Origin of the sequence: Brevibacillus sp. FIR094, assembly GCF_050477165.1 — a bacterium.
Lineage (GTDB): Bacteria > Bacillota > Bacilli > Brevibacillales > Brevibacillaceae > Brevibacillus.
This window is the reverse complement of sequence record NZ_JBEAES010000021.1, coordinates 1-18,915: the sequence shown is the minus strand read 5'-3', so window position 1 is coordinate 18,915 and position 18,915 is coordinate 1. Positions and strand designations below refer to the sequence as shown.

19 protein-coding genes, 2 tRNA genes, 1 pseudogene and 1 riboswitch are annotated in these 18,915 nt (G+C 47.4%); of the genes and pseudogenes, 9 read left to right on the top strand and 13 right to left on the bottom strand.

Annotated features, from left to right (window positions below):
- Window positions 1–61: 61 nt before the first annotated feature.
- The 4 genes from ACQ5DJ_RS18935 to dapD form a co-directional block, all read right to left on the bottom strand.
- Window positions 62–661, bottom strand: coding sequence for a hypothetical protein (locus ACQ5DJ_RS18935; RefSeq protein ID WP_376897616.1), 600 nt, complete (start codon window positions 659–661; stop codon window positions 62–64).
- A 271-nt stretch (window positions 662–932) separates the two neighbouring features.
- On the bottom strand, window positions 933–2,066 hold the full coding sequence (locus ACQ5DJ_RS18930; RefSeq protein ID WP_429843828.1) for an N-acetyldiaminopimelate deacetylase: 1,134 nt from the start codon (window positions 2,064–2,066) through the stop codon (window positions 933–935).
- 3 nt (window positions 2,067–2,069) lie between these two features.
- Complete coding sequence (locus ACQ5DJ_RS18925) at window positions 2,070–3,284, bottom strand: aspartate aminotransferase family protein (RefSeq protein WP_429843827.1); 1,215 nt, start codon at window positions 3,282–3,284, stop codon at window positions 2,070–2,072.
- 14 nt (window positions 3,285–3,298) lie between these two features.
- Window positions 3,299–4,009: a 2,3,4,5-tetrahydropyridine-2,6-dicarboxylate N-acetyltransferase gene (gene dapD, locus ACQ5DJ_RS18920; protein ID WP_429843826.1), complete on the bottom strand. Its 711-nt coding sequence runs from the start codon at window positions 4,007–4,009 to the stop codon at window positions 3,299–3,301.
- A 91-nt stretch (window positions 4,010–4,100) separates the two neighbouring features.
- Window positions 4,101–4,290, bottom strand: a riboswitch (Lysine riboswitch).
- 140 nt (window positions 4,291–4,430) lie between these two features.
- Here dapD and ACQ5DJ_RS18915 point away from each other — a divergent pair.
- Window positions 4,431–4,871, top strand: coding sequence for a flavodoxin (locus tag ACQ5DJ_RS18915; protein ID WP_429843825.1), 441 nt, complete (start codon window positions 4,431–4,433; stop codon window positions 4,869–4,871).
- Window positions 4,872–4,939: 68 nt separating this feature from the next.
- Window positions 4,940–5,488: a GNAT family N-acetyltransferase gene (locus tag ACQ5DJ_RS18910; RefSeq protein ID WP_429843824.1), complete on the top strand. Its 549-nt coding sequence runs from the start codon at window positions 4,940–4,942 to the stop codon at window positions 5,486–5,488.
- Here the strand turns inward: ACQ5DJ_RS18910 and ACQ5DJ_RS18905 are convergent.
- From ACQ5DJ_RS18905 to ACQ5DJ_RS18895, 3 genes are read right to left on the bottom strand one after another with little or no spacing between them, the layout of a single operon-like run.
- The gene (locus ACQ5DJ_RS18905; RefSeq protein ID WP_429843823.1) at window positions 5,463–6,317 is read right to left on the bottom strand and encodes an EcsC family protein; all 855 of its coding nucleotides are present in this window, start codon (window positions 6,315–6,317) and stop codon (window positions 5,463–5,465) included. The genes ACQ5DJ_RS18910 and ACQ5DJ_RS18905 overlap by 26 nt on opposite strands.
- Before the next feature lie 13 nt (window positions 6,318–6,330).
- Window positions 6,331–6,525: a hypothetical protein gene (locus tag ACQ5DJ_RS18900; RefSeq protein WP_429843822.1), complete on the bottom strand. Its 195-nt coding sequence runs from the start codon at window positions 6,523–6,525 to the stop codon at window positions 6,331–6,333.
- Between the two features lie 59 nt (window positions 6,526–6,584).
- Entirely contained in the window at window positions 6,585–8,630 is a 2,046-nt protein-coding gene (locus tag ACQ5DJ_RS18895; protein WP_429843821.1) for a hypothetical protein, read from the bottom strand.
- Between the two features lie 192 nt (window positions 8,631–8,822).
- Here ACQ5DJ_RS18895 and ACQ5DJ_RS18890 point away from each other — a divergent pair, with 192 nt between their 5' ends.
- Window positions 8,823–9,623, top strand: a complete 801-nt coding sequence (locus ACQ5DJ_RS18890; protein ID WP_429843820.1) for a class I SAM-dependent methyltransferase — start codon at window positions 8,823–8,825, stop codon at window positions 9,621–9,623.
- Window positions 9,620–10,294 (top strand): hypothetical protein, encoded by a 675-nt coding sequence (locus ACQ5DJ_RS18885; protein ID WP_429843819.1) that lies wholly within the window; start codon window positions 9,620–9,622, stop codon window positions 10,292–10,294. The genes ACQ5DJ_RS18890 and ACQ5DJ_RS18885 overlap by 4 nt, the downstream gene beginning before the upstream one ends.
- A 91-nt stretch (window positions 10,295–10,385) precedes the next feature.
- Here ACQ5DJ_RS18885 and ACQ5DJ_RS18880 read toward each other — a convergent pair whose 3' ends face one another.
- The 3 genes from ACQ5DJ_RS18880 to ACQ5DJ_RS18870 are packed head-to-tail and all read right to left on the bottom strand — an operon-like array spanning window position 10,386 to window position 14,111.
- Window positions 10,386–11,903, bottom strand: coding sequence for an efflux RND transporter periplasmic adaptor subunit (locus ACQ5DJ_RS18880; RefSeq protein WP_429843818.1), 1,518 nt, complete (start codon window positions 11,901–11,903; stop codon window positions 10,386–10,388).
- A gap of 24 nt (window positions 11,904–11,927) precedes the next feature.
- A complete protein-coding gene (locus ACQ5DJ_RS18875) occupies window positions 11,928–13,385 on the bottom strand; it encodes an ABC transporter permease (protein WP_429843817.1) in 1,458 nt (485 codons plus the stop codon).
- A gap of 24 nt (window positions 13,386–13,409) precedes the next feature.
- Complete coding sequence (locus ACQ5DJ_RS18870) at window positions 13,410–14,111, bottom strand: ABC transporter ATP-binding protein (RefSeq protein WP_429843816.1); 702 nt, start codon at window positions 14,109–14,111, stop codon at window positions 13,410–13,412.
- 225 nt (window positions 14,112–14,336) lie between these two features.
- On the opposite strand from ACQ5DJ_RS18870, the gene ACQ5DJ_RS18865 reads away from it, so the two are divergent.
- Window positions 14,337–14,510: a hypothetical protein gene (locus tag ACQ5DJ_RS18865; RefSeq protein WP_007723176.1), complete on the top strand. Its 174-nt coding sequence runs from the start codon at window positions 14,337–14,339 to the stop codon at window positions 14,508–14,510.
- Window positions 14,511–14,680: 170 nt separating this feature from the next.
- The gene (gene pdxK / locus ACQ5DJ_RS18860) at window positions 14,681–15,508 is read left to right on the top strand and encodes a pyridoxine/pyridoxal/pyridoxamine kinase (protein ID WP_429843815.1); all 828 of its coding nucleotides are present in this window, start codon (window positions 14,681–14,683) and stop codon (window positions 15,506–15,508) included.
- 71 nt (window positions 15,509–15,579) lie between these two features.
- On the opposite strand, the gene rarD is transcribed toward pdxK, so the two are convergent.
- Window positions 15,580–16,488 (bottom strand): EamA family transporter RarD, encoded by a 909-nt coding sequence (rarD, locus tag ACQ5DJ_RS18855; RefSeq protein WP_429843814.1) that lies wholly within the window; start codon window positions 16,486–16,488, stop codon window positions 15,580–15,582.
- Window positions 16,489–16,774: 286 nt separating this feature from the next.
- Between rarD and ACQ5DJ_RS18850 the strand changes: the two genes are divergently transcribed.
- From ACQ5DJ_RS18850 to ACQ5DJ_RS18840, 3 genes and pseudogenes are all read left to right on the top strand, one after another.
- Window positions 16,775–17,683, top strand: a complete 909-nt coding sequence (locus ACQ5DJ_RS18850) for an EamA family transporter (RefSeq protein WP_429843813.1) — start codon at window positions 16,775–16,777, stop codon at window positions 17,681–17,683.
- A 146-nt stretch (window positions 17,684–17,829) separates the two neighbouring features.
- The gene (locus ACQ5DJ_RS18845) at window positions 17,830–18,294 is read left to right on the top strand and encodes a DinB family protein (RefSeq protein WP_429843812.1); all 465 of its coding nucleotides are present in this window, start codon (window positions 17,830–17,832) and stop codon (window positions 18,292–18,294) included.
- A pseudogene (locus tag ACQ5DJ_RS18840) lies at window positions 18,291–18,591 on the top strand (glyoxalase superfamily protein). Before ACQ5DJ_RS18845 ends, ACQ5DJ_RS18840 begins: the two are co-directional and overlap by 4 nt.
- Window positions 18,592–18,671: 80 nt before the next feature.
- Here the strand turns inward: ACQ5DJ_RS18840 and ACQ5DJ_RS18835 are convergent.
- Both ACQ5DJ_RS18835 and ACQ5DJ_RS18830 read right to left on the bottom strand, forming a co-directional pair.
- Window positions 18,672–18,747 (bottom strand) — tRNA-His (locus ACQ5DJ_RS18835).
- 17 nt (window positions 18,748–18,764) lie between these two features.
- Window positions 18,765–18,851: transfer RNA gene (locus ACQ5DJ_RS18830), tRNA-Leu, on the bottom strand.
- Window positions 18,852–18,915 lie beyond the last annotated feature (64 nt).

The window sequence follows — 18,915 nt, the reverse complement described above, 5'->3', positions numbered from 1 at the left end:
GCTTTTCCGTATATTATAGCACGGGGACATGCAAAGTGGAAACGCATCCAAGCCATAATTTTTAACGCCCAACTGTAAATGTATTTTCACCCACGGTTACATAAGAAGTGAATTTCTCGGATTTCATTTGAACTTGTACTTTATAAGTGCCGTATGTTTCAAGTTTTGTAGATACAAAAGGCTCAGAAAAATAGAAGCTGTTTGCATTTTGTGTGGAATATTTCCATTCTTTCCCTTTAGACACTTCTTTGCCGTCCGGTCCGATCAACACGAGTTGCATGCGCAAATCTTTGGCTACAGGCGCGTCATCAACCTCTACGAACACGTTAAACGTACGAGGCACATTTTTGTCGCTGTATCCTTTGACAGGGTTGCTGAAAACAACATTTTTATTGCGGGTCTGCTGAATCCCTTCGACCACAATAATATTTACGTTTGGCTTAATTACTTGCAATTTGCCAGATTGCTGATCGTAATCGGCGAAACCACCGAGCTTGTTCACGATTGATTCTATCGATTCTGCCTTGGATGCTGGCATTTCACTCGCTACGGTTTCCGCACCGAAAAATACGCGCATCGCACCCTCTCCCAGCGCAGTAGTGCTCCCCACCCCTGCTGCTACAGTCAACGCCAACAAGGCCGATAACCATGCTTTTTTCATGTCAATAATCCTCCTGTATGTGTGCGCGGCAGCGCTTGTTTTTCCGGAATTTCTTCTCTCTAGTTTATACGTTTGGAAAAGGAAATAGTTGTGCTGCCCTGATAAGTTTTTTCAACAATATCCACATTATCCACAAGCACAAAAACCTTAGGAAGAAAGACTTATGCACAGAGATGTTCGTAACTACTTCTTACTCTTGACGAGAATACGGCTGCGAATGACACAGAAAAAAGAGCGGCTATCCAGCCACTCTTTTTTGCTCCTGATACTGTTACTCCTGTTGCGAAAGCCATGTAAAATACTGGGAGACCATTCGAATGGCAACCTCGATCGCGTCTTCGTTCGGCTCAATTTTGGAATGGTGCAAGCCGTACGGCGTTTGCACACCCAGCCAGAACAAAAAGCCGGGAATTTCTTTCAAAAAGTAACCGAAGTCTTCTCCGGTCATGGCTTCCTTGCAGGTGATAAGAGTTACCTCTTCACATTGTTCCTGTACCCATTGCATGAAGTCTGTCGTTAACTGCTCCTCGTTGTAAACCTGGCAGTAGCCAACCCCGTAGTCAATCGCTGCCTGGCAATCAAAGCCTATTTCCACTCCCTTTACGAGAGATTCAATGCGGCTCTTGACGAGTGCCATCGATTCCATCGAAAAGGTTCGAATCGTCCCTTCTAGCCTGGACTTCTCTGCGATGATGTTCTGCTTCGTCCCGCTCTCCAGCTTGCCAATCGTTACGACAGCTGAATCCAATGGATCTATATTGCGCGAAATAATCGATTGAAGCTGTGTCACAAGATGGCTTCCTGCAACCACCATGTCATTCGCCTTGTGCGGGAAGGCTGCATGCCCCCCTTTGCCAACCAAATCGATGTACAGCTCAGAAGTGTTGGCAAACAAAATTCCTGGCTTCGTCGCAATATGACCAACTGGATATTCTGGCGCGATATGCAAAGCAAAAATGCAGTCCGGTCGCCACCCTGCAAACTCTTCACTTTCCATCATCGGCTCCGCACCGCCAGGACCTTCTTCTGCCGGCTGGAAGAGGAACAACAAATCATCTGCTACCGGATGCTCGGTAAAATGCGTCAGGAGGCCAAGAGCGATCGTCATATGCATGTCATGCCCGCATGCATGCATGTAACCTTCATGAAGCGAGCGAAACGGATAGGATGTTTCCTCTACGATCGGCAGGCCATCCATATCCGTCCGCCAGGCAATTATTCGTTTTGGCTTTGTTCCTGCCAGCTTGACCAAAATGCCTGTCCGCCACGTTTTGATCTCGATTCGCTCCTGGGGCAGCTTTTTCAAATAATCGAGCAAGTATTGTTGCGTCTTCACTTCAGCGAAGCCTGGCTCCGGTATTTGGTGCAGGTCTCGGCGAATTTGTGTAAACAAGGAAGTCGTCATATCCTACGCCTCCTTTTTCATACCTGTACTTGCTGTTAATTGCTCCTCAAACACTGCAAGGAAACGGTCCACATCGGCTTTGGTCAACGTCAGTGGCGGAAGCAGACGAACAATCGTTTTCTGCGTCACGTCAACGAGAATTCCTTCGTCAAGCAATGCTTGCTGCAAGTGGCTAACCTCTTCCGGGGTGGAAGAGAGCGGAATTCCAACCATCAAGCCTTTTCCACGTAGGGATTGCAGCTGATCCGGAAGACGCGTTCGCAACGCTTCCAACCCCGACCACAGGTACGCTATGACTTCTTCTACGTGCGCGATGAAGGCTGGATCAAGCAATTCGTCCAACACGACATTCCCCAAAGCAGCGGAAAGTGGTGATGGTGCGAACGTCGTTCCGTGATCCCCTGGCTTGAACTGGTTCATCAGCTTTGGACCAGCAATGACACCTCCGAGTGGAAGCCCTCCCCCTATCCCTTTAGCGAAAAGGACAAGGTCTGGCGTTACGCCTGCATGCTCATAAGCAAACAGCTTTCCTGTTCTGCCCATTCCTGTCTGGATCTCGTCCATGATGAATAGCATGCCTTCTTGTTCACAGATCGCAGCTACCTCTCGCAAGAACGCTTCCGTTAACGGCACGACACCGCCAGAACCCAAGACTGGCTCCATGAGGACCGCAGCAGGCCTTGCTTCTTGGCAAATCGCTCGCAATCCTTCCGTGTCCTCCACATCCAGTTCATAAACAGGAAAAGCTGGCTGAGGAAAGTCTTGATAGACGTGAGCCTGCCTCGTCAGACGCACTGCTCCGAGTGTTCGCCCGTGAAAGCTGTTGCGTAAGACAACGATACCTTCACGACCTGCTCCCTCGTTCTTCGTCCATTTATGAATCAGCTTGATCGCAGACTCTGTAGCCTCTGCACCAGAGTTGGTGAAAAACACTTTCCCACTAATGCTATTCGCAACCAAACGCTCAGCCAAACGAATAGCCGGCTTGTTTAAAAATACATTGGAAATATGCAAGAAGCGCTCTCCCTGCTCACGTAGAGCCTGTACAATGCGCGGATGCGAATGCCCCAGAACGTTTACCGCGAGTCCGGTAAACAAGTCGAGATAGCTCTTCCCGTTCGTATCGTACAAGTAATTTCCTTCGCCTTTTTCTATGGCAATCGGAAGTCTTTTGTAAGTGGAGACGATATATTGTTCATCGAGCGAACGCCAGTCCATGTGCACTCTCTCCCTTACAGCTGACGTAGCTCCTGCTTGATCTCTGTCTTGGAACGAGTTTTTTCATCGATTTGCTTGATCACGCGTGCAGGCGTTCCCGCAACTACTACGTACGGAGGTACATCTTCAATCACGACAGCACCCGCTGCAACGACAGCACCTTTTCCTACGCGTACACCTTCCAGAATGACAGCATTTGCTCCGATGACAACATCGTCCTCGACAACAACTGGCTGTGCAGATGGCGGCTCGATAACGCCTGCGATAACCGATCCCGCTCCGATATGGCAGTTTTTCCCGATAGTTCCACGTCCACCTACCACAACATTCATGTCGATCATCGTACCTTCACCGATAACGGCACCGATGTTAATAGAAGCCCCCATCATGATGATCGCATTGTTACCGATTGTCACTTGGTCACGAATAATTGCACCTGGCTCGATACGCGCTTGAATCCCTTTTGTATCCAGCAATGGAATGGCGGAGTTGCGGCGGTCGCTTTCTACCACATAATCTTCAATTTTGTCTGCGTTAGCAGCGAGCACTGGCTCAATCTCTTTCCACTCACCAAAAACAACACCAGTTGGACCAGTAATGAAGGCTTTGGAGCTCGCACCGAAGTCGATTCCCTCCAGGTTTCCTTTCATATATACCTTCACTGGTGTTTTCTTTTCGCTTTTTTGAATAAACGCGATAATTTCGTTGGCATCCATCATGTTCATAGTTACATCCTCCTCAAAATAACAGCATGGTAAATCAAAAAAAGCAATGAGTGCATTCGCTATCTCATTGCTCTTGATACTACAGAAGCAAATCATAAATAGCGCTCCACAAGAAGACATAAGGTCCCTTGTGACAGGATGTTCATTTTTCATGAGACACCCCAGCCTGTGCTACGTAGGGGCATAGCATAAGCTTCGGCGCTTTAGCCTTTCTTCCTTCTCCTGCTCCCTGGCAGATTGCGAAAAGGCTTACTCTTCTTTGGCGCACCTCTATTTAAAGTACATTATAATAATTTTATTTAACTCTACCAAAATCAATGAAACGTGGCAATAAGAAAAAAGTTATTGACAACGATTCTCATTTTCATTATTTTTATTGTTGAGAATGATACTCATTATCTAATTGGAGGTTTTACGTTTTATGAGCATTTTGATGGTATACGCGAGCATGACAGGGAATACACAGGAAATTGCTGAAGCAATTGCAGAAGGTATTCGTTCAACTGGTGCTGAGCTGGAGATAAAAGAAGTGATGGATGCGAACGCAAAAGAACTCGAAGCTTACGACGGAATCTTGCTTGGTGCCTACACATGGGGCGATGGCGAACTGCCAGACGAATGCCTGGATTTCTATGAGGAAATGGACGATATTGACCTCAGCGGGAAAAAGGTTGTTGCTTTCGGTTCTTGCGACTCCGCTTACGAGCACGTCGGTGCAGCTGTTGATATTTTGCTGAAAAAGGCGAGCGAGCGTGGTGCGGAAACTCCTCTGGAATGTTTGAAAATCGAGCTTTCTCCTACTGCAAAAGAAGTAGAAACTTGCAAAGCATTTGGGGTGTCGTTTGCTGAATTGCTCGGCTAATTGATGTTTCTCAAATACTCTGGCACATGCTATACTATCAATCCAACTTTTTAAGGAGGATTGATATCATGTCACTACATACAGACGAGATTCTCTTACGACCTCTCCAACAACAAGACGCAGCCGAGCTCCTAGAGCTTCGGCTGCGTAATCATGACTTTCTCCAACCATTTGAACCAATCCGCCCCGCTTCATTTCTGACCCTCACAGGACAGCAAGAACAGATTTCACAAGCGCAGATTGATTTTGAACGTGGTACTGCCTATGCTTTCGGCGCATTCTCCCGAGAATCCGGAAAGATGATTGGACGTGTAGCATTGTCAAATGTCGCACGTGGCGCATGGCAAAATGCGACGATTGGCTACTTTATGGATCAGGCGTGCAATGGCAAAGGCTATACGACATCAGCAGTAAATCTCGCCCTCCGCTTTGCTTTAATGGATGCTGGGCTGCACAGAGTACAAGCTGCTGTTATGCCTCGCAATCAAGCTTCCATTCGCGTCTTGGAAAAAAATCGTTTTCGCCAGGAAGGCCTTTCGTTGCGCTATTTGCAAATTAACGGTGTATGGGAGGACCATCTCCTCTACGCTCTTACTGCTGAGGAGTGGTCTTTGTAATCTCTCCGCACTTTTCGCTCTCACGCAGCCGCTCCAGGATACGCCGTTTGCGGTATAGCATCATCCCCGCTTCGGCGACATCCTGTACGGTTGAACGGTTTAAATACGCCCCGAATAAAATACCTGCAATCGGCACCATTTGAAACAATTTTTTCCACCCAAAGTTTTCTGTGTACGTAACCACGACTTCACGCCATCCCTGCAATTGCGCCATTACCTCTCTCTGCGCATTTGGATCATCAAAGCGGGAGAGCTCAGCGAGTATCGCTTTTTTCCCTACGATGTCGGATGAAGCAAACTGCAAGCATTTGACGACAAACAGCCGCTCTCTCTTCTCTTCAGGTCGATAGCCATAGGCAAGAGCCATTTCTTGTAATACTTTGAGGGATGTCCCCATCAATAACGGGATATCGATCGCGAGGGTAAAAATCCCTCCGAAGCCAGTCGTCGCACCTTGTACCGTGGCAAAATTCGCACGTGAATCCTTCAGCTCCATTGCGACATCATTCATGATCGTAAGCGGTACAGCAGCAATTTCTTCTTTGCCAATCACAGACGTACCCTGTCCCTCTAACCGTTTGCCAAACCGTTTGTAAATCGGTTCATCCTGCACCAAATAGGTTCCACCTGTCTCGAGAAAGGCTGCCATTTCATCTACGGCTTTTCCCAGCTTCTCTTGAACGAATGCAGGCGTAATCCGATCCAACAGAACAAAAGGAAGTCTGCCAAGCTTTTCCCAGAACCACAAGTCGTTCTGGTCCTTCTCCCAAGCCTCCACTTCACGTAATGCCGTAACTAATGTCTCCCTAGACTCGCTCAAACCCCACAACCTCCCTGGCTGCTCACTCAGATTCTCCTCGCTTCCACTGACATTGGTTGCGCAAGATGGACTTAATGTAGTCCTGCAACGCTTCTGACGTGGCATGACAGACGAATTCTTTTTTATTTCTTACGATTCCCAGCTTCAAATGTTTCACTTGCTCTCCTTCGATCTGAAAGCCGAACTTCTCCAGGATCACCTTCTGCTCGTTTGTCACAGGACTTCCTCCCTTGTAGTCGAAAACCCCCATGCCAAAATGCAAGGGGGTCTACCTTCCTACTTCACTTCAATTGTAATCGTCAATGTTTCATTGCGCTCATTTACACCGGTTTTCTTATTATACTTTCTTTTGGAGTTGATAACCGTGCAGGTCTTATTGGTGAGCGTATTCGTTACCTTGATCTTGTATTCTCCGGGCTTATTCGTATCGATATACCTTTTTATATTCAGTGATTCAAGTCCCTCGCCATCGTCGTCATCACCTTTGCTAGGCTTGATGCTAGCGATCTGTTCCTCCCCGAAAAAGACCTCGATCCGATTTTCTGAGGAAATGGTACCGTTACTATGCTTCCGACTGGCACCAATACCGATTTCGCCATGTTTCCATTCAAATTTCGGCATATAGTATGCCTTCTTTTCGCTCTTATCCCTGATCTTTTTGGATCCGACAAGCTCAGCATGAGTAGCGATCAGCCTTAGGTCTTCCCATTCTTCGAGATCCTCGCCTACGTTCACGGTGATCTTTTGTCCGTCCCGGTATTCCTTGCCACTCTCACTTCGAAGAAGAAGTGGCGAACTTGGCGGAGATATACCTGTATCACCCGGCTCACATGCTGGATACGTCTTGATTGGAGGCAAATCTTCTATTACTTGAACGTAGCCGCACCATACTTGCGCCGGGTCTCTTTTGCTATAGTAGTTGACTTTGTAGCGACCTGGCTTATAGCCGGACAACAGCAATGCCGTGTGATCCCAATTCAATTTGCTATCGTCGACAATGACGTTATCAATCGCCCACACACCCGGCCCCTCATCATCATCCGCTTCACTTCCATATTCAATGTGCTCGGCAGCAGTTGCCAGCCAGATCATATGAACAGGATTCTGATACAGCTTGACTGTATTATCAGAGGAATACAGGTTCATCTTTTCTACCGTCGGTGTTGATTGTTCGTTCTGCTTCATCAACACATCCATTGTGACATTTCCACTAGCAGGGCCGCAGGCATTTGGTGCACCTGGAACTTGTATTTGAACCGTTGTCGCCGAAGTATCGCCCCACAACGACGATTTATCTTTTTGCACCGAAACAGGCTCAAAGGTAACAGCAATTGTGATTCCAGCCAGTCTCTCAGGAATGTCCACCTCAAAATGTTGCGCGTCTGTCAAGGTTTGTCCTGTTCCGTTCACCGACCATCTTCCTGGGATTGGCGAATACAAGGGAACCTTCCCTGGTGCTGCTGGGGCTGTTATTTTCTGATCTTGCGTCAGCTTTTGACCGCTTGTATCTGTTCCCATGTACAGCTCTGCAACGCCTACTTGAATCGTCGTCATCCAAGGTGACATGGTTGTATCATCCGGAACAAAGAGGAGCTCATACTGCCCCGTCAACAATGTCCCCGTCGAAAAAATTGTCGTCGCAGGAACAGACCTCATCTCTGTACTCGTGGACTTATTTGTTAGTTTCCATGTGCCCGGTAAAGAACTGGTGAAGTCGTGTGAACCCATCATGCCAAAAATAGCCGTTTGCCCACCACTTGGTACTGGTTCTCCCTCTGCCTTTTCCCCATTAAATATGCTCGGGTAATTTTTGGCCTCTACAATAAATCTCACATGCAACGTGCTGCTCTTCCCTTTGGCATCCGTCACAATAAAGGTCAAGCTATGCGAGCCAGCAGACAGCTTTTGTGCTGGAATAGTAAACCGAGGTACTTGCCATTTGAAAGAAGTCTGTGACGAGGTATTTTCGGCTTGATACTCCGATAACTCTACGCCATCCAATAAAACTTGCTTCCGATTGAGGTTGGTGCCAGTTCCATAAGTGGTCTGTATCACGTCAATATCAAGTGGTGTCTCGGGAGGAAGAATAAACTCATCGTTCTTCACCCAGTTCCAACCATTTGAATCCAATCCTGCAACCTGATAATCGTTAAAGATAACCATATCGTGAACAGGCTGCTGCCGGATTGGCTTAGATACTTGGCTGTTTTTTTTCATGGATGCTGTTGCCCCGGCCCCCATGGCTGACGGTACTGACACACCTGACAATAAGGTGCCCGTTGCCAAACACACTAGAAGTGCTTTTACAACCCATTTTTTCACGAATTGTCCTCCTACTTTCTTCCTTACAATTTTTCAACTGTGATCATTCGACAAAAACGGCGAAATATCCTTTACAATCGTAGAGCTTTTTCGCGAGCTAGATATAGTTAAATACTATTCAGTTTATAATTTATATAGATTTGACTTATATCTCTCCAGTCGGTAAAAATGGATGAAAGGGAGGGAATTCAGATGATTCGAACCAATCAATGGAATGCCGGGCTGTACGACGCCAAGATGAATTTCGTTTCTGAATACGGCAAAGGCTTAGTGGACTGGCTACAGCCGGCTCCAGGAGAAAGCATTCTTGACTTAGGCTGTGGAACAGGCGACCTGTGTGCGCAACTATCGCTTGCAGGAGCAACTGTGACAGGAATCGACTTTTCTGTCGCCATGATTGAGGCTGCTCGCCAAAAATATCCGCAGTTTGCCTTTGAAGTAGCCGATGCGCATACGTATCGTACAGATGTCAGCTACGACGCTGTCTTTTCTAATGCCGCACTCCACTGGATGAAACGTCCTGCTGAAGTCGTTGAAACCATTTGGTTGGCTCTTGCTCCCGGTGGACGCTTTGTTGCCGAATTCGGAGGACACGGCAATTGCGGCCAAATCACAAAGGCATTGCAGACTGTTTTGGCACGAAAAGGAATATCCGCGGATGAGCGCTCACCTTGGTATTTTCCCAGCATTGGAGAGTACACGACTCTTTTGGAGAAGCAAGGCTTCCACGTCGTACTTGCCTCTCATTTTGATCGTCCGACAGTCATGGCTGATGGAGACTTGGGGCTGTCGCATTGGTTGAATTCTTTTTGCAGTCCTTTTTTTACGGGACTGTCCTCAGATGAAATCCAGCAAGTATGTAGGGAGGTCACTGACTTACTGCGTCCTGCGCTGTTTCAAGAGGGTCACTGGGTGCTCGATTACAAGCGTATTCGCGTCCTTTCCCATAAGAAAGCAGAGAATGATACGCTAAAGGGGGAAGCTGCACGATGACCCGTATTGCCTGTCTCCACGGACATTATTCGAATATTTCCCTCTTATCAGATGCGTTCGCAGCCTTTGACGTAGAGCTCATTCATTTTGTTGATCCTAGTTTACTCCTGCAAAACGCAGGAACACCTGTCCATACCACGGAACAATCACAGGCTAAATTACGTGATCAACTAGTCTGGATGCAGAGCTGCGCCGTCGATGCAATCGTGATCACTTGCACGCAGTATGCCGCACTGGTAACACCAGAGGATGAGGCAACTGCCTCTGTCCCCATCTTCACAATCGATGGACCTTTTTTTCATGAGCTTGCACGCTATACAGAGCCACAAGTTCTGCTGTTCTCCAATCCCGCTACTGTCCAACCTACGATGGAGCGTCTCGTACAACACGCCCATTCCCATAACCTTCATCCAGAGATTCAAGTGAACATCGTCGAAAATGCTTTTGCCCTGCTCATGGAAAACAAGCAGGAAGCGTACAGGGAAGCGATAAAAGGTGCCCTGTCTCAGCTCCATCAAACGTTTCCAGACCAACCTATTGCAGTGGCACAGCTCTCCATGGCACCTGTTGCCGATCAGTTCGCAAAGGAAAACGGCTGTACAATTTCCCATCCTTTACATAGTTTGACGTCGCGAATGACCGCAACGTTACGTATGCGTTCAAACCGTTGAAAAGCATTTGCATGTAAAAAAACAGCCCCGTTTGCTTAGGTCTTTGGCCAGTGGCAACGGGGCTGTCGCTATAAACGAATTCGATTGGCTTTTACATGCCTTCGGAGTTGGTCACCAGAACCTCTTCTCCCTCATTCAAGCCGCCTTTGATTTCAATAAAATCATATCCTTCAATACCGATTTGTATGTCTTTCGGCATTGGATCTCCGGTGCTCGGATCTTTCACCATTACGGTTCCCTGACCTGGCCCCAGGATTTCAACTGCATTGCTTGGCAAGCGCAAGACATTCTGTGCTTGGGCGACGATAATATCGTTGTCACCCGTCATCCCATGCTTGAAATCAGCCTTGTCTAGTAGTTCCACTTTAACCGCGAAACGAACTTCCTTGTCTTCTTTTTTCCCTTCTTTCGGGAGCTCTACGACTTTGCCTTTAAACGGCTCGGTACCAAACGCATACACATAAACATCGACATTTTGTCCGATTTTAATCTGTGGAATATCAAGTTCTCCAACGGCTGCCATAAAGTAAACAGAAGTCGTATCCATAATAATGGCTGCAGGGTCTGATCCTGGCGCTTCGCCTTCTTTTACACCTAGCTTGGTGATGACACCGCTGATTGGCGCTGTTACTTGGTTCTTCGCAATTTCACGCTTTTTCTGCTCCATGTTCAATAAGGACCCTTTTAACGCTAGTTCTTTTTCCATCAGCTCCATACCGGACGCTTCCATATCCATCTTGAACAGTTGTTGCCCTACTTTGACTACATCGTCCTTTTTTACGTCGAGCTTGCCGATTTTCCCGTAAGTACCAGCCAAGATTTCTATTTCATCTGGCAACTGGAATTCTTTCTGATTTCGGCTTACATATAAGAGACCCTTATCATCCGTGTACTGTACCTCACCCTTGTCCCCAACATAAATGGCTCCAGGCTTCTTGACCAATACCTCGACATTGTGAATTCCGCCAGCACCTTCTACTTTTTCACCAATTCTATCCACTTCCGTGACAACACCATCCACAAAATACATGGAAGTCGGAATGAATACCTTCACTTTTTGACCTATACTGAATCGTTCAGACTCATAGGAGGTAAATTGCCCAATAATTTTCAAATAGTCGGTATTAGCAAGTTTGGCGACTACGGTTTCTGGTCTGACATCTTGCCCTTCTTCCACTGAGACTTCGATGACTTTCCCTTCCTTGGTAGCCGTGATCTTGTCTTTTTTCTGTTTAATTTCACTTAGCTCTTTTTTCGCCTTTAAAATGTCCAGCTCCAGCTTTTGAATTTCTAGCTGTGCATCCGAGCTGTCTATCGTGAACAAGACATCGCCTTTTTTTACAGACTGCCCTTCCTTGACTAGCACACGTTGCACCTTGCCGTTGAGCTCTGGCTTGACTTCCTCACGCGCCTTCGCTTCCACTGTACCTGCTGAGTTGATCGTCTTCTTGACATCACCACGTTCCACGAGCGCTGTCGGGAAGGTCGGTTTTTCTTCTGGCTTTTCTTCTGTAACCTCTTCGCCCTTGAAGTACGAATAGCCGTAATAGCTTCCTCCTCCAAGAACGGCCACAACCGTGGCGATAATGATCCATTTTTTCTTGTTCATCTTACGTTCCTCACATTTCATCACTTATTCAGATCGAATCGCTTGCAGTGCACTTAAACGAGACGCACGAATCGCCGGGAAGATTCCCGCCAACACCCCAATAATAAAGGAGAAGCCAATTGCAAAGAGTGCCAGCCAGCCTGGAATGACCGCCAATTTTGTTGGCTCAGCCTCTGGATTACCACCGCCGTAGCCCATGTTCAGACTATCCAAGAGACCTCCAGACGCTCCGAAGTAATTCACGAGCTCAACCGCTCCCCACGCCATGCCGAGACCAGCCAGTCCACCTATTAAACCAATAAAGCCTGATTCCATTAAGAACAGCCAACGAATATTCAACACAGTGGCTCCGATTACTTTCATGATCCCAATCTCTTTGGTTCGCTCTAAAATTGACATGATCATCGTATTGACGATTCCAATGGTTGCGACGAGCAAGGAGATTGCAGCAATTCCTCCGAGGACCATCTGAATCACGAAGAAGAAGTTATTGATGGTTTCCAGCTCACGTGCAGGCGACCATACTTCAAAGCCTTTTTCCTTCAACGCTTTGACTACACCCTCGACTTTTTCACGAGATTCTACCTTGACTGTAATTCTGTCAAATTCAAAGGTATCCTTTTTGGCTTTATCGCGTGATCTGCGCGATGCTCCTTCTTCGACTTCGTCACCTCGACTGCGCGTGACCCACTCATTCAGCTCTTTCACAACGTTAATCGGTACATAAACCGCGGCTGAAGAGTTACGTTCTTCAGATTTCTTTAATTGACCGACAACCTTCACACGCAGTTCTTTTTTCTCGTATTTCGGTTCATCGTCGATGCGATATTCGCGTGACAAGATGAGAGTCCCTGCTCTGTCTACGAGATTGAAGGCCAGTGCTTCTCCGCCCCCTATATCAGGAGGTGGCATCTGAGACATTTCATGCCGTCCAGCTCCGGCCTTTCTTCGCCGTTCCTCGCGCTTTTCCTTTTCGACGTCGCGCATTTCTCTGGAAACATCGAAAGCAACCACTATCTCTTGTGGCGCCCCTGTCAGATAGCTTCCTTTTTCAATGTCATCTTTGCGATAGGCAGCCGACTCATTCACATCCACCCCAATAAGCTGTACGTAACCTTCTCGTCTACCTACCTTTAGCTTCGCTTGCTCTCGTAATTCTTTTATCGGCATAACTGCCTGAATGCCAGGAATCTTTTTTAATTCCTGCACTGCTTGCATATTCAGCTTCTTGACTTTATCCTCTGGAACATCGATCCATTCGCCATTTTCCTCGTACCAACGCAATGGCTCGACGTCCATCTCTGTCAAGTTCCCGAAGTTCTCCAAGCTTTTTACCGCACTTTCCTTAAGCCCTAAACTAAGTGCCATCATCGCCACGATTGCAGCCGTTCCGATCATAACACCAACCGACGTGAGGGCTGTCCGTAGCTTCATTCGCCACAGATTCCTCCAGACGATGCGAAAAGAATCTATTACCTTCACTGTTTGTTCACCTCATACCCTCGCCTACGCTGGTCTTGTCCTTTTTTGTACAACCCGTCCGTCCTGGAGATAAATGACGCGGTCGGACTGTTCCGCTACTTCCTGCTCATGGGTAACGATGATGAACGTAGTCCCATTTTCCTTGTTCATTTCTCTCATTAATAAGAGAATTTCTTGTTCCGTCTTCGAGTCCAGGTTCCCCGTCGGCTCATCCGCCAAGATGATGCCAGGCTGATTGACGAGCGCTCTCGCAATACTGACACGCTGCTGTTGTCCACCACTAAGCTCATTTGGTCTGTGGTCGATACGCCCTTCCAGCCCTACCCGGTGTAGGATTTCCGTTGCTTTGGCCCGACGTTTTTTCGTACTTTCGCCTGCGAAAATCAAGGGAAGCTCTACGTTTTCCAACGCAGTCAGATTTGGGAGCAAATTGTATGACTGGAAGATAAAGCCCATATTTTTACGGCGAAACATGCATAGTTCGTTTTCGCTGTAGCTGGAAATCTGTGCTCCGCTAACCGTGACACTCCCTTCCTCCGGCTTGGTCAAACCTGCAAGCAAATTCAAGAGCGTAGACTTACCGGAACCCGACGAGCCGCACAGAGCCACGAATTCACCCTTGTTGATATGCAGGTTGATATCATACAGCACGGGCACTTTGATTTTCCCAGTTCCGTAGCTGTGATTGACATCTGTCACCGTCAGCTCTCCTGTTGAATTGACCATCGTTTGTCGCACCTCATTCTCATTCGTTCTTTCAAAATGGAAGCTTTCGTAAACATCACATACTAAAGACGTAACATTTCGCAAAACGTAACGCTATTTCGGAAACAATTTACGATTTACAGAATAACCATATTTTCTTCAAAAATATGTAACAGCTATGTAACCTTTTGCACGCTGTAACGTAATACAATGTAGATGTCAACAAACCATGGAGGGTCGAAGAAGATGACTATCTATCGCTTTTTATTTGAAACAGCAACACGCAGATGGGTTGAAATCATCAAGGCACCCAGTATGTTTGAGGCAGCAAAGCAAGCCAAACAGCTTGCAACCAAGCGTTCCAAGTCCATGTCCACTACCATCAGCTTCTCTTTTCACCACGCTGCTTCTCAAGCATAAATGCACACATACATAAACCGCTTGCCCACTACGGGAAGCGGTTTTTATATTTTGGGGATATTATTGACAGCACCGATTTCTTACTCTTTAATATAGAGAGAGGCATTACAGTGCATGACAGTATAGATCCGCTTCGATTGTGCAGCGGTATACAAAGGGAGATAATCACAATGACCATGAAGAAAGCACTCACCATTGCAGGTTCCGACACCAGCGGCGGAGCTGGTCAGCAAGCAGACCTCAAAACGTTTCAGGAGCTTGGTGTTTTCGGGATGACCGCCCTCACCGTTATCGTAGCCCAAGATCCACATAACGAATGGTTTCACGAAGTGTTTCCGATCGATGTTGCGATCCTGGAAAAACAAATCGAAACCGTACTCGCAGGAATTGGCGTAGATGCTGTAAAAACAGGGATGCTCGGAACCACTGAACTGGTTGACCTCGCTACCCGTAAAATAAAACAATACGAGTTGAAAAATGTTGTCGTTGACCCTGTGATGATCTGTAAGGGTGCAGACGAAGCACTCCATCCAGAAATTGCAGTCAGCCTGCGTGAAGTCTTGCTCCCGCACGCAGCAGTTGCGACACCTAACCTGTTCGAAGCTGGTATTCTCAGCCAAATGGGCGCACTGAAGAGTGTCGATGACATGAAGGAAGCGGCAAAGCGCATCCACGACTTCGGCACCTCTTATGTCGTTGTAAAAGGCGGCAGCAAGCTTCAAAGCGGCAATGCCGTAGATGTTTTCTATGACGGGAAAACGATCGAAGTATTGGAATCAGAGCGCTTTGAAACGAGCTTTACTCATGGTGCCGGCTGCACGTTCTCGGCTGCAATCTGTGCTGAATTGGCAAAAGGAAGCTCTGTACACAATGCAGTAGCTGTTGCCAAAGAACTTATTACCGAAGCGATTCGCCACTCGTTTGCACTCAATCAATATGTGGGACCTACTAATCACGGTGCGTACCGCATGAAAAAACACGGCGAAGCGATCTGCTAATTACATCCTTGTAAGCAAAAACTCCTGACCATATCCGAGTCTTTCTCGGCGGGTCAGGAGTTTTCTTATATTTACGCTTGTTTTTTGATAGCGACCTCGGGATTGATTGGGGTAGCTTTTCGTTTCATACGTACGGAAGACACTGTAAATACGATGAGCGCAGACCAGATGAATCCAAAGCTGATGAGATGTGTTTGGGTGAAAGACTCACCGAACAAGAAAACAGCTGATAGGAGCGATATCGTAGGCGCCAAGTATTGAATGAAGCCCACAACGGAAAGTGGGAGTCTAGTCGTTGCTAAGGCGAACCAGTAGAGTGGCATGGCAGTAGCTACCCCCGCGAGCGTCAGCAACAAAAGTTGCCACCACGCTAAGGATGTCATCGTCTCCGTCCCATTGACCTGTAGCATCAACAGATAACCGAAAGCAATAGGGGCCACAAACAGCGTCTCCCATGCCAGTCCGATCATCGCCTCCATCCGAACGAGCTTTTTCGCCAAGCTGTAAAAAGCAAAGGTCAGGGCAAGTGATAGAGAGACCCATGGAATCTCACCGTACTGGAAGGTGATGAACATGACTCCGAAAGCCGCGAGTATAAGCGCGAGCCATTGCCCAGCATGCATTTTTTCTTTTAAGAAAATGACTCCGAGCAGGACGGTGATGAGAGGATTCATGTAATAGCCAAGACTCGTTTGCATGACTTGATCGTTATTCACTGCCCAGATAAAAATGAACCAATTTGCGCTGATTAGCAGGGAACATATCGCTAATGCTCCGAACATTTTAAAACCAGTAACCGCTCCCCACATACTACGCCAACGTTTCGTTACCTGAATAATGATTGCGACAAAAATAATCGACCAGACGATTCGATGAGAGAGTATCTCCCATGCCCCCATTGCCTGAAACAGCTTCCAATAGAGCGGGAGTAACCCCCAAGCCAAATACGCCACAATTGCGTAAATAATCCCCTGTCTCATCCTTGCTCCTCCATGTGTTTCGCCTTCTCTTTGTCTACAGACGACTTTTTGAACTTCTTCTATGGAGTAGTGTAACGGAAATAAGAAAAAACAGCTATGTATTCTCACGAAGAATAAGGAGTCCTCTACACTTTCATCCGTTACCATATTACCAATGCATGCAGCTATCTAATTACCTTAGTAGCACAGTAAAGAGTGGACAAAAATTTTATTGTACCACTTTTAGACCTATAGTACAATAGTCATTATTCTTCCGAGTTTAGTCATACGAAAGGAACTTTTACTTATGACATACTGGCGATCTATCTTTTTAGTTTTAGTCGGCGCGTGCAGCTACGGTGTCCTCTCGATCTTCATGAAGCATGCTTTTCAGCTCGGCTTTACGCCATTCGAAATGAGCGGAAGCCAATTGATTTTTGGCGGCCTGATCATGACGGTCATGGCCATCTTTTTCTCCAAGCAACGGTTTTCGTTTAAGTATTTGTTGCTTTTGGCACCAGCCAGCCTCATGATGGCCTCAACCAGTCTTTTTTACCATCAGGCTGTTAGCCGGGTCTCTGCTTCGCTCGCAATCGTTCTCCTCTTTCAGTTTACCTGGATCGGTGTCTTGCTGGAGGCGATTGTGGATCGCAAATGGCCCACCGCTGAAAAATGGGTGTCTCTGCTTATGCTTGGAGCAGGGACGGTTCTTGCAAGTGGACTGGGCGAAAGTGGCATTCAGAGTGTAGACATGGTTGGACTGATCTTCGGTCTGATGTCTGGCGCGACCTTTGCCCTGGTTATTTTCTTCAGCGGGCGAATTCTCCCTGGAATGGATCCATACTTGCGAAGCGCGATCTCGATTAGTATGGCTGCCCTGATGCTCTCGATCGTGTATCCACCGACTTTCCTGATCAATGGTCAGCTTCTGCAAGGTTTGCTGCCGCTCGGTCTTTTGGTTGCGATCTTCGGTTCGGTCATCCCGATCTTCTGTTTGGCTGTCGGTGTGCCGCGGATCGGTAATGGACTAGCTACCATCTTAAGCGCGGTGGAGCTTCCCACTGTCGTACTCTTGTCGAGTTTCGTGCTTCAAGAGGCTGTCTCTCTCCCACAATGGGGTGGCGTATTCATGATCCTCGCTGCCATTTGCGTGCCGCAAGTAAAATGGCGGAAACAATTCTCTCCTTCTCACTCCCTCGAGCAGGAAAGAATGTAGCGTCGTTTCCTATACACAGCATACAAAAAGCGTGCAGACGAGTTGTTCTGCACGCTTTTTTGTTGGTACATCCCTTTCTTATAGAAGGTAGTAGATTCTCTGACTCGAATTTATTTGCGAAGACTACCACTCAAGGGGGAAAAAGTATGGAAAAGCGGCACAGGGTGCTATTCCAGCAGCTAGAGGATTATCGACAGGAGACGTTAAAAGCTATCGATGGTTTGACGGATGAAGATGTGAACATCATTCCCAATGGTTTCTCTAACAATATCTTGTGGAATCTGGGGCACATCTATCTCGATCAGTATTTATGGATCGCTCACCTTACAAAAGAAACGATCCCACTACCCCCTGGCTTCAACGAATGGTTTAACTTCGGGACAAAGCCTGCTGACTGGGACACACCACCACCGAAACTCGCAGTCCTCGCCTCCTTATTACAAGAACAACCTCTGAAGATACAAGCTGCTTACAAGGATCGATTAGAAGAAGAATTTCCTGCAACTGAATCTGGCATGCATACGATTGCACAAGTGCTTGTCCGAACGATTTTTCACGAAGGGGTGCACCTCGCCTCCCTCAATACGATCCGGAGGTTTCTTGGCAAATGAATCAGATCATAACGCCTATTTTTCGCATGTTTGACGCTGAGAAGGCAAGAGAACATGCAAATTTCCTCTCTATCGTGCACGCTTCATCTATCCGAGCATCACGGGGATGCTTGTCCTGGCTCGGCGATTCGCGTGCAGGTAGAGGACATTGAGCTTTTTCATCAGTCACTATTGCGTCAAGGATACAAGTACGCTTGTCCTGGTCTAGAGGAGACGCCGTGGGGAACGCGTGAAGTGAGCGTGACCGATCCTTTTGGCAATCGCCTTCACTTTTATCAGCCTGTTGCTCATTCGTAAACAGATACAAAGAAAGCCCAGCCGGAGTTCCTGTACAGGAGCCTCCGCTGGGCTATTTCATTTTACATTTTAAAGATATATGGGGCGATCGATGGGACTTGAACCCACGAGTGCCGGAGCCACAATCCGGTGCGTTAACCCCTTCGCCACGACCGCCATATATAGGGTTTACTTGGTGCGGTCGAGAGGACTTGAACCTCCACGGTGTTGCCACCACTAGAACCTGAATCTAGCGCGTCTGCCAATTCCGCCACGACCGCATATAAAAATGGTGGAGGCTGACGGGATCGAACCGCCGACCCTCTGCTTGTAAGGCAGATGCTC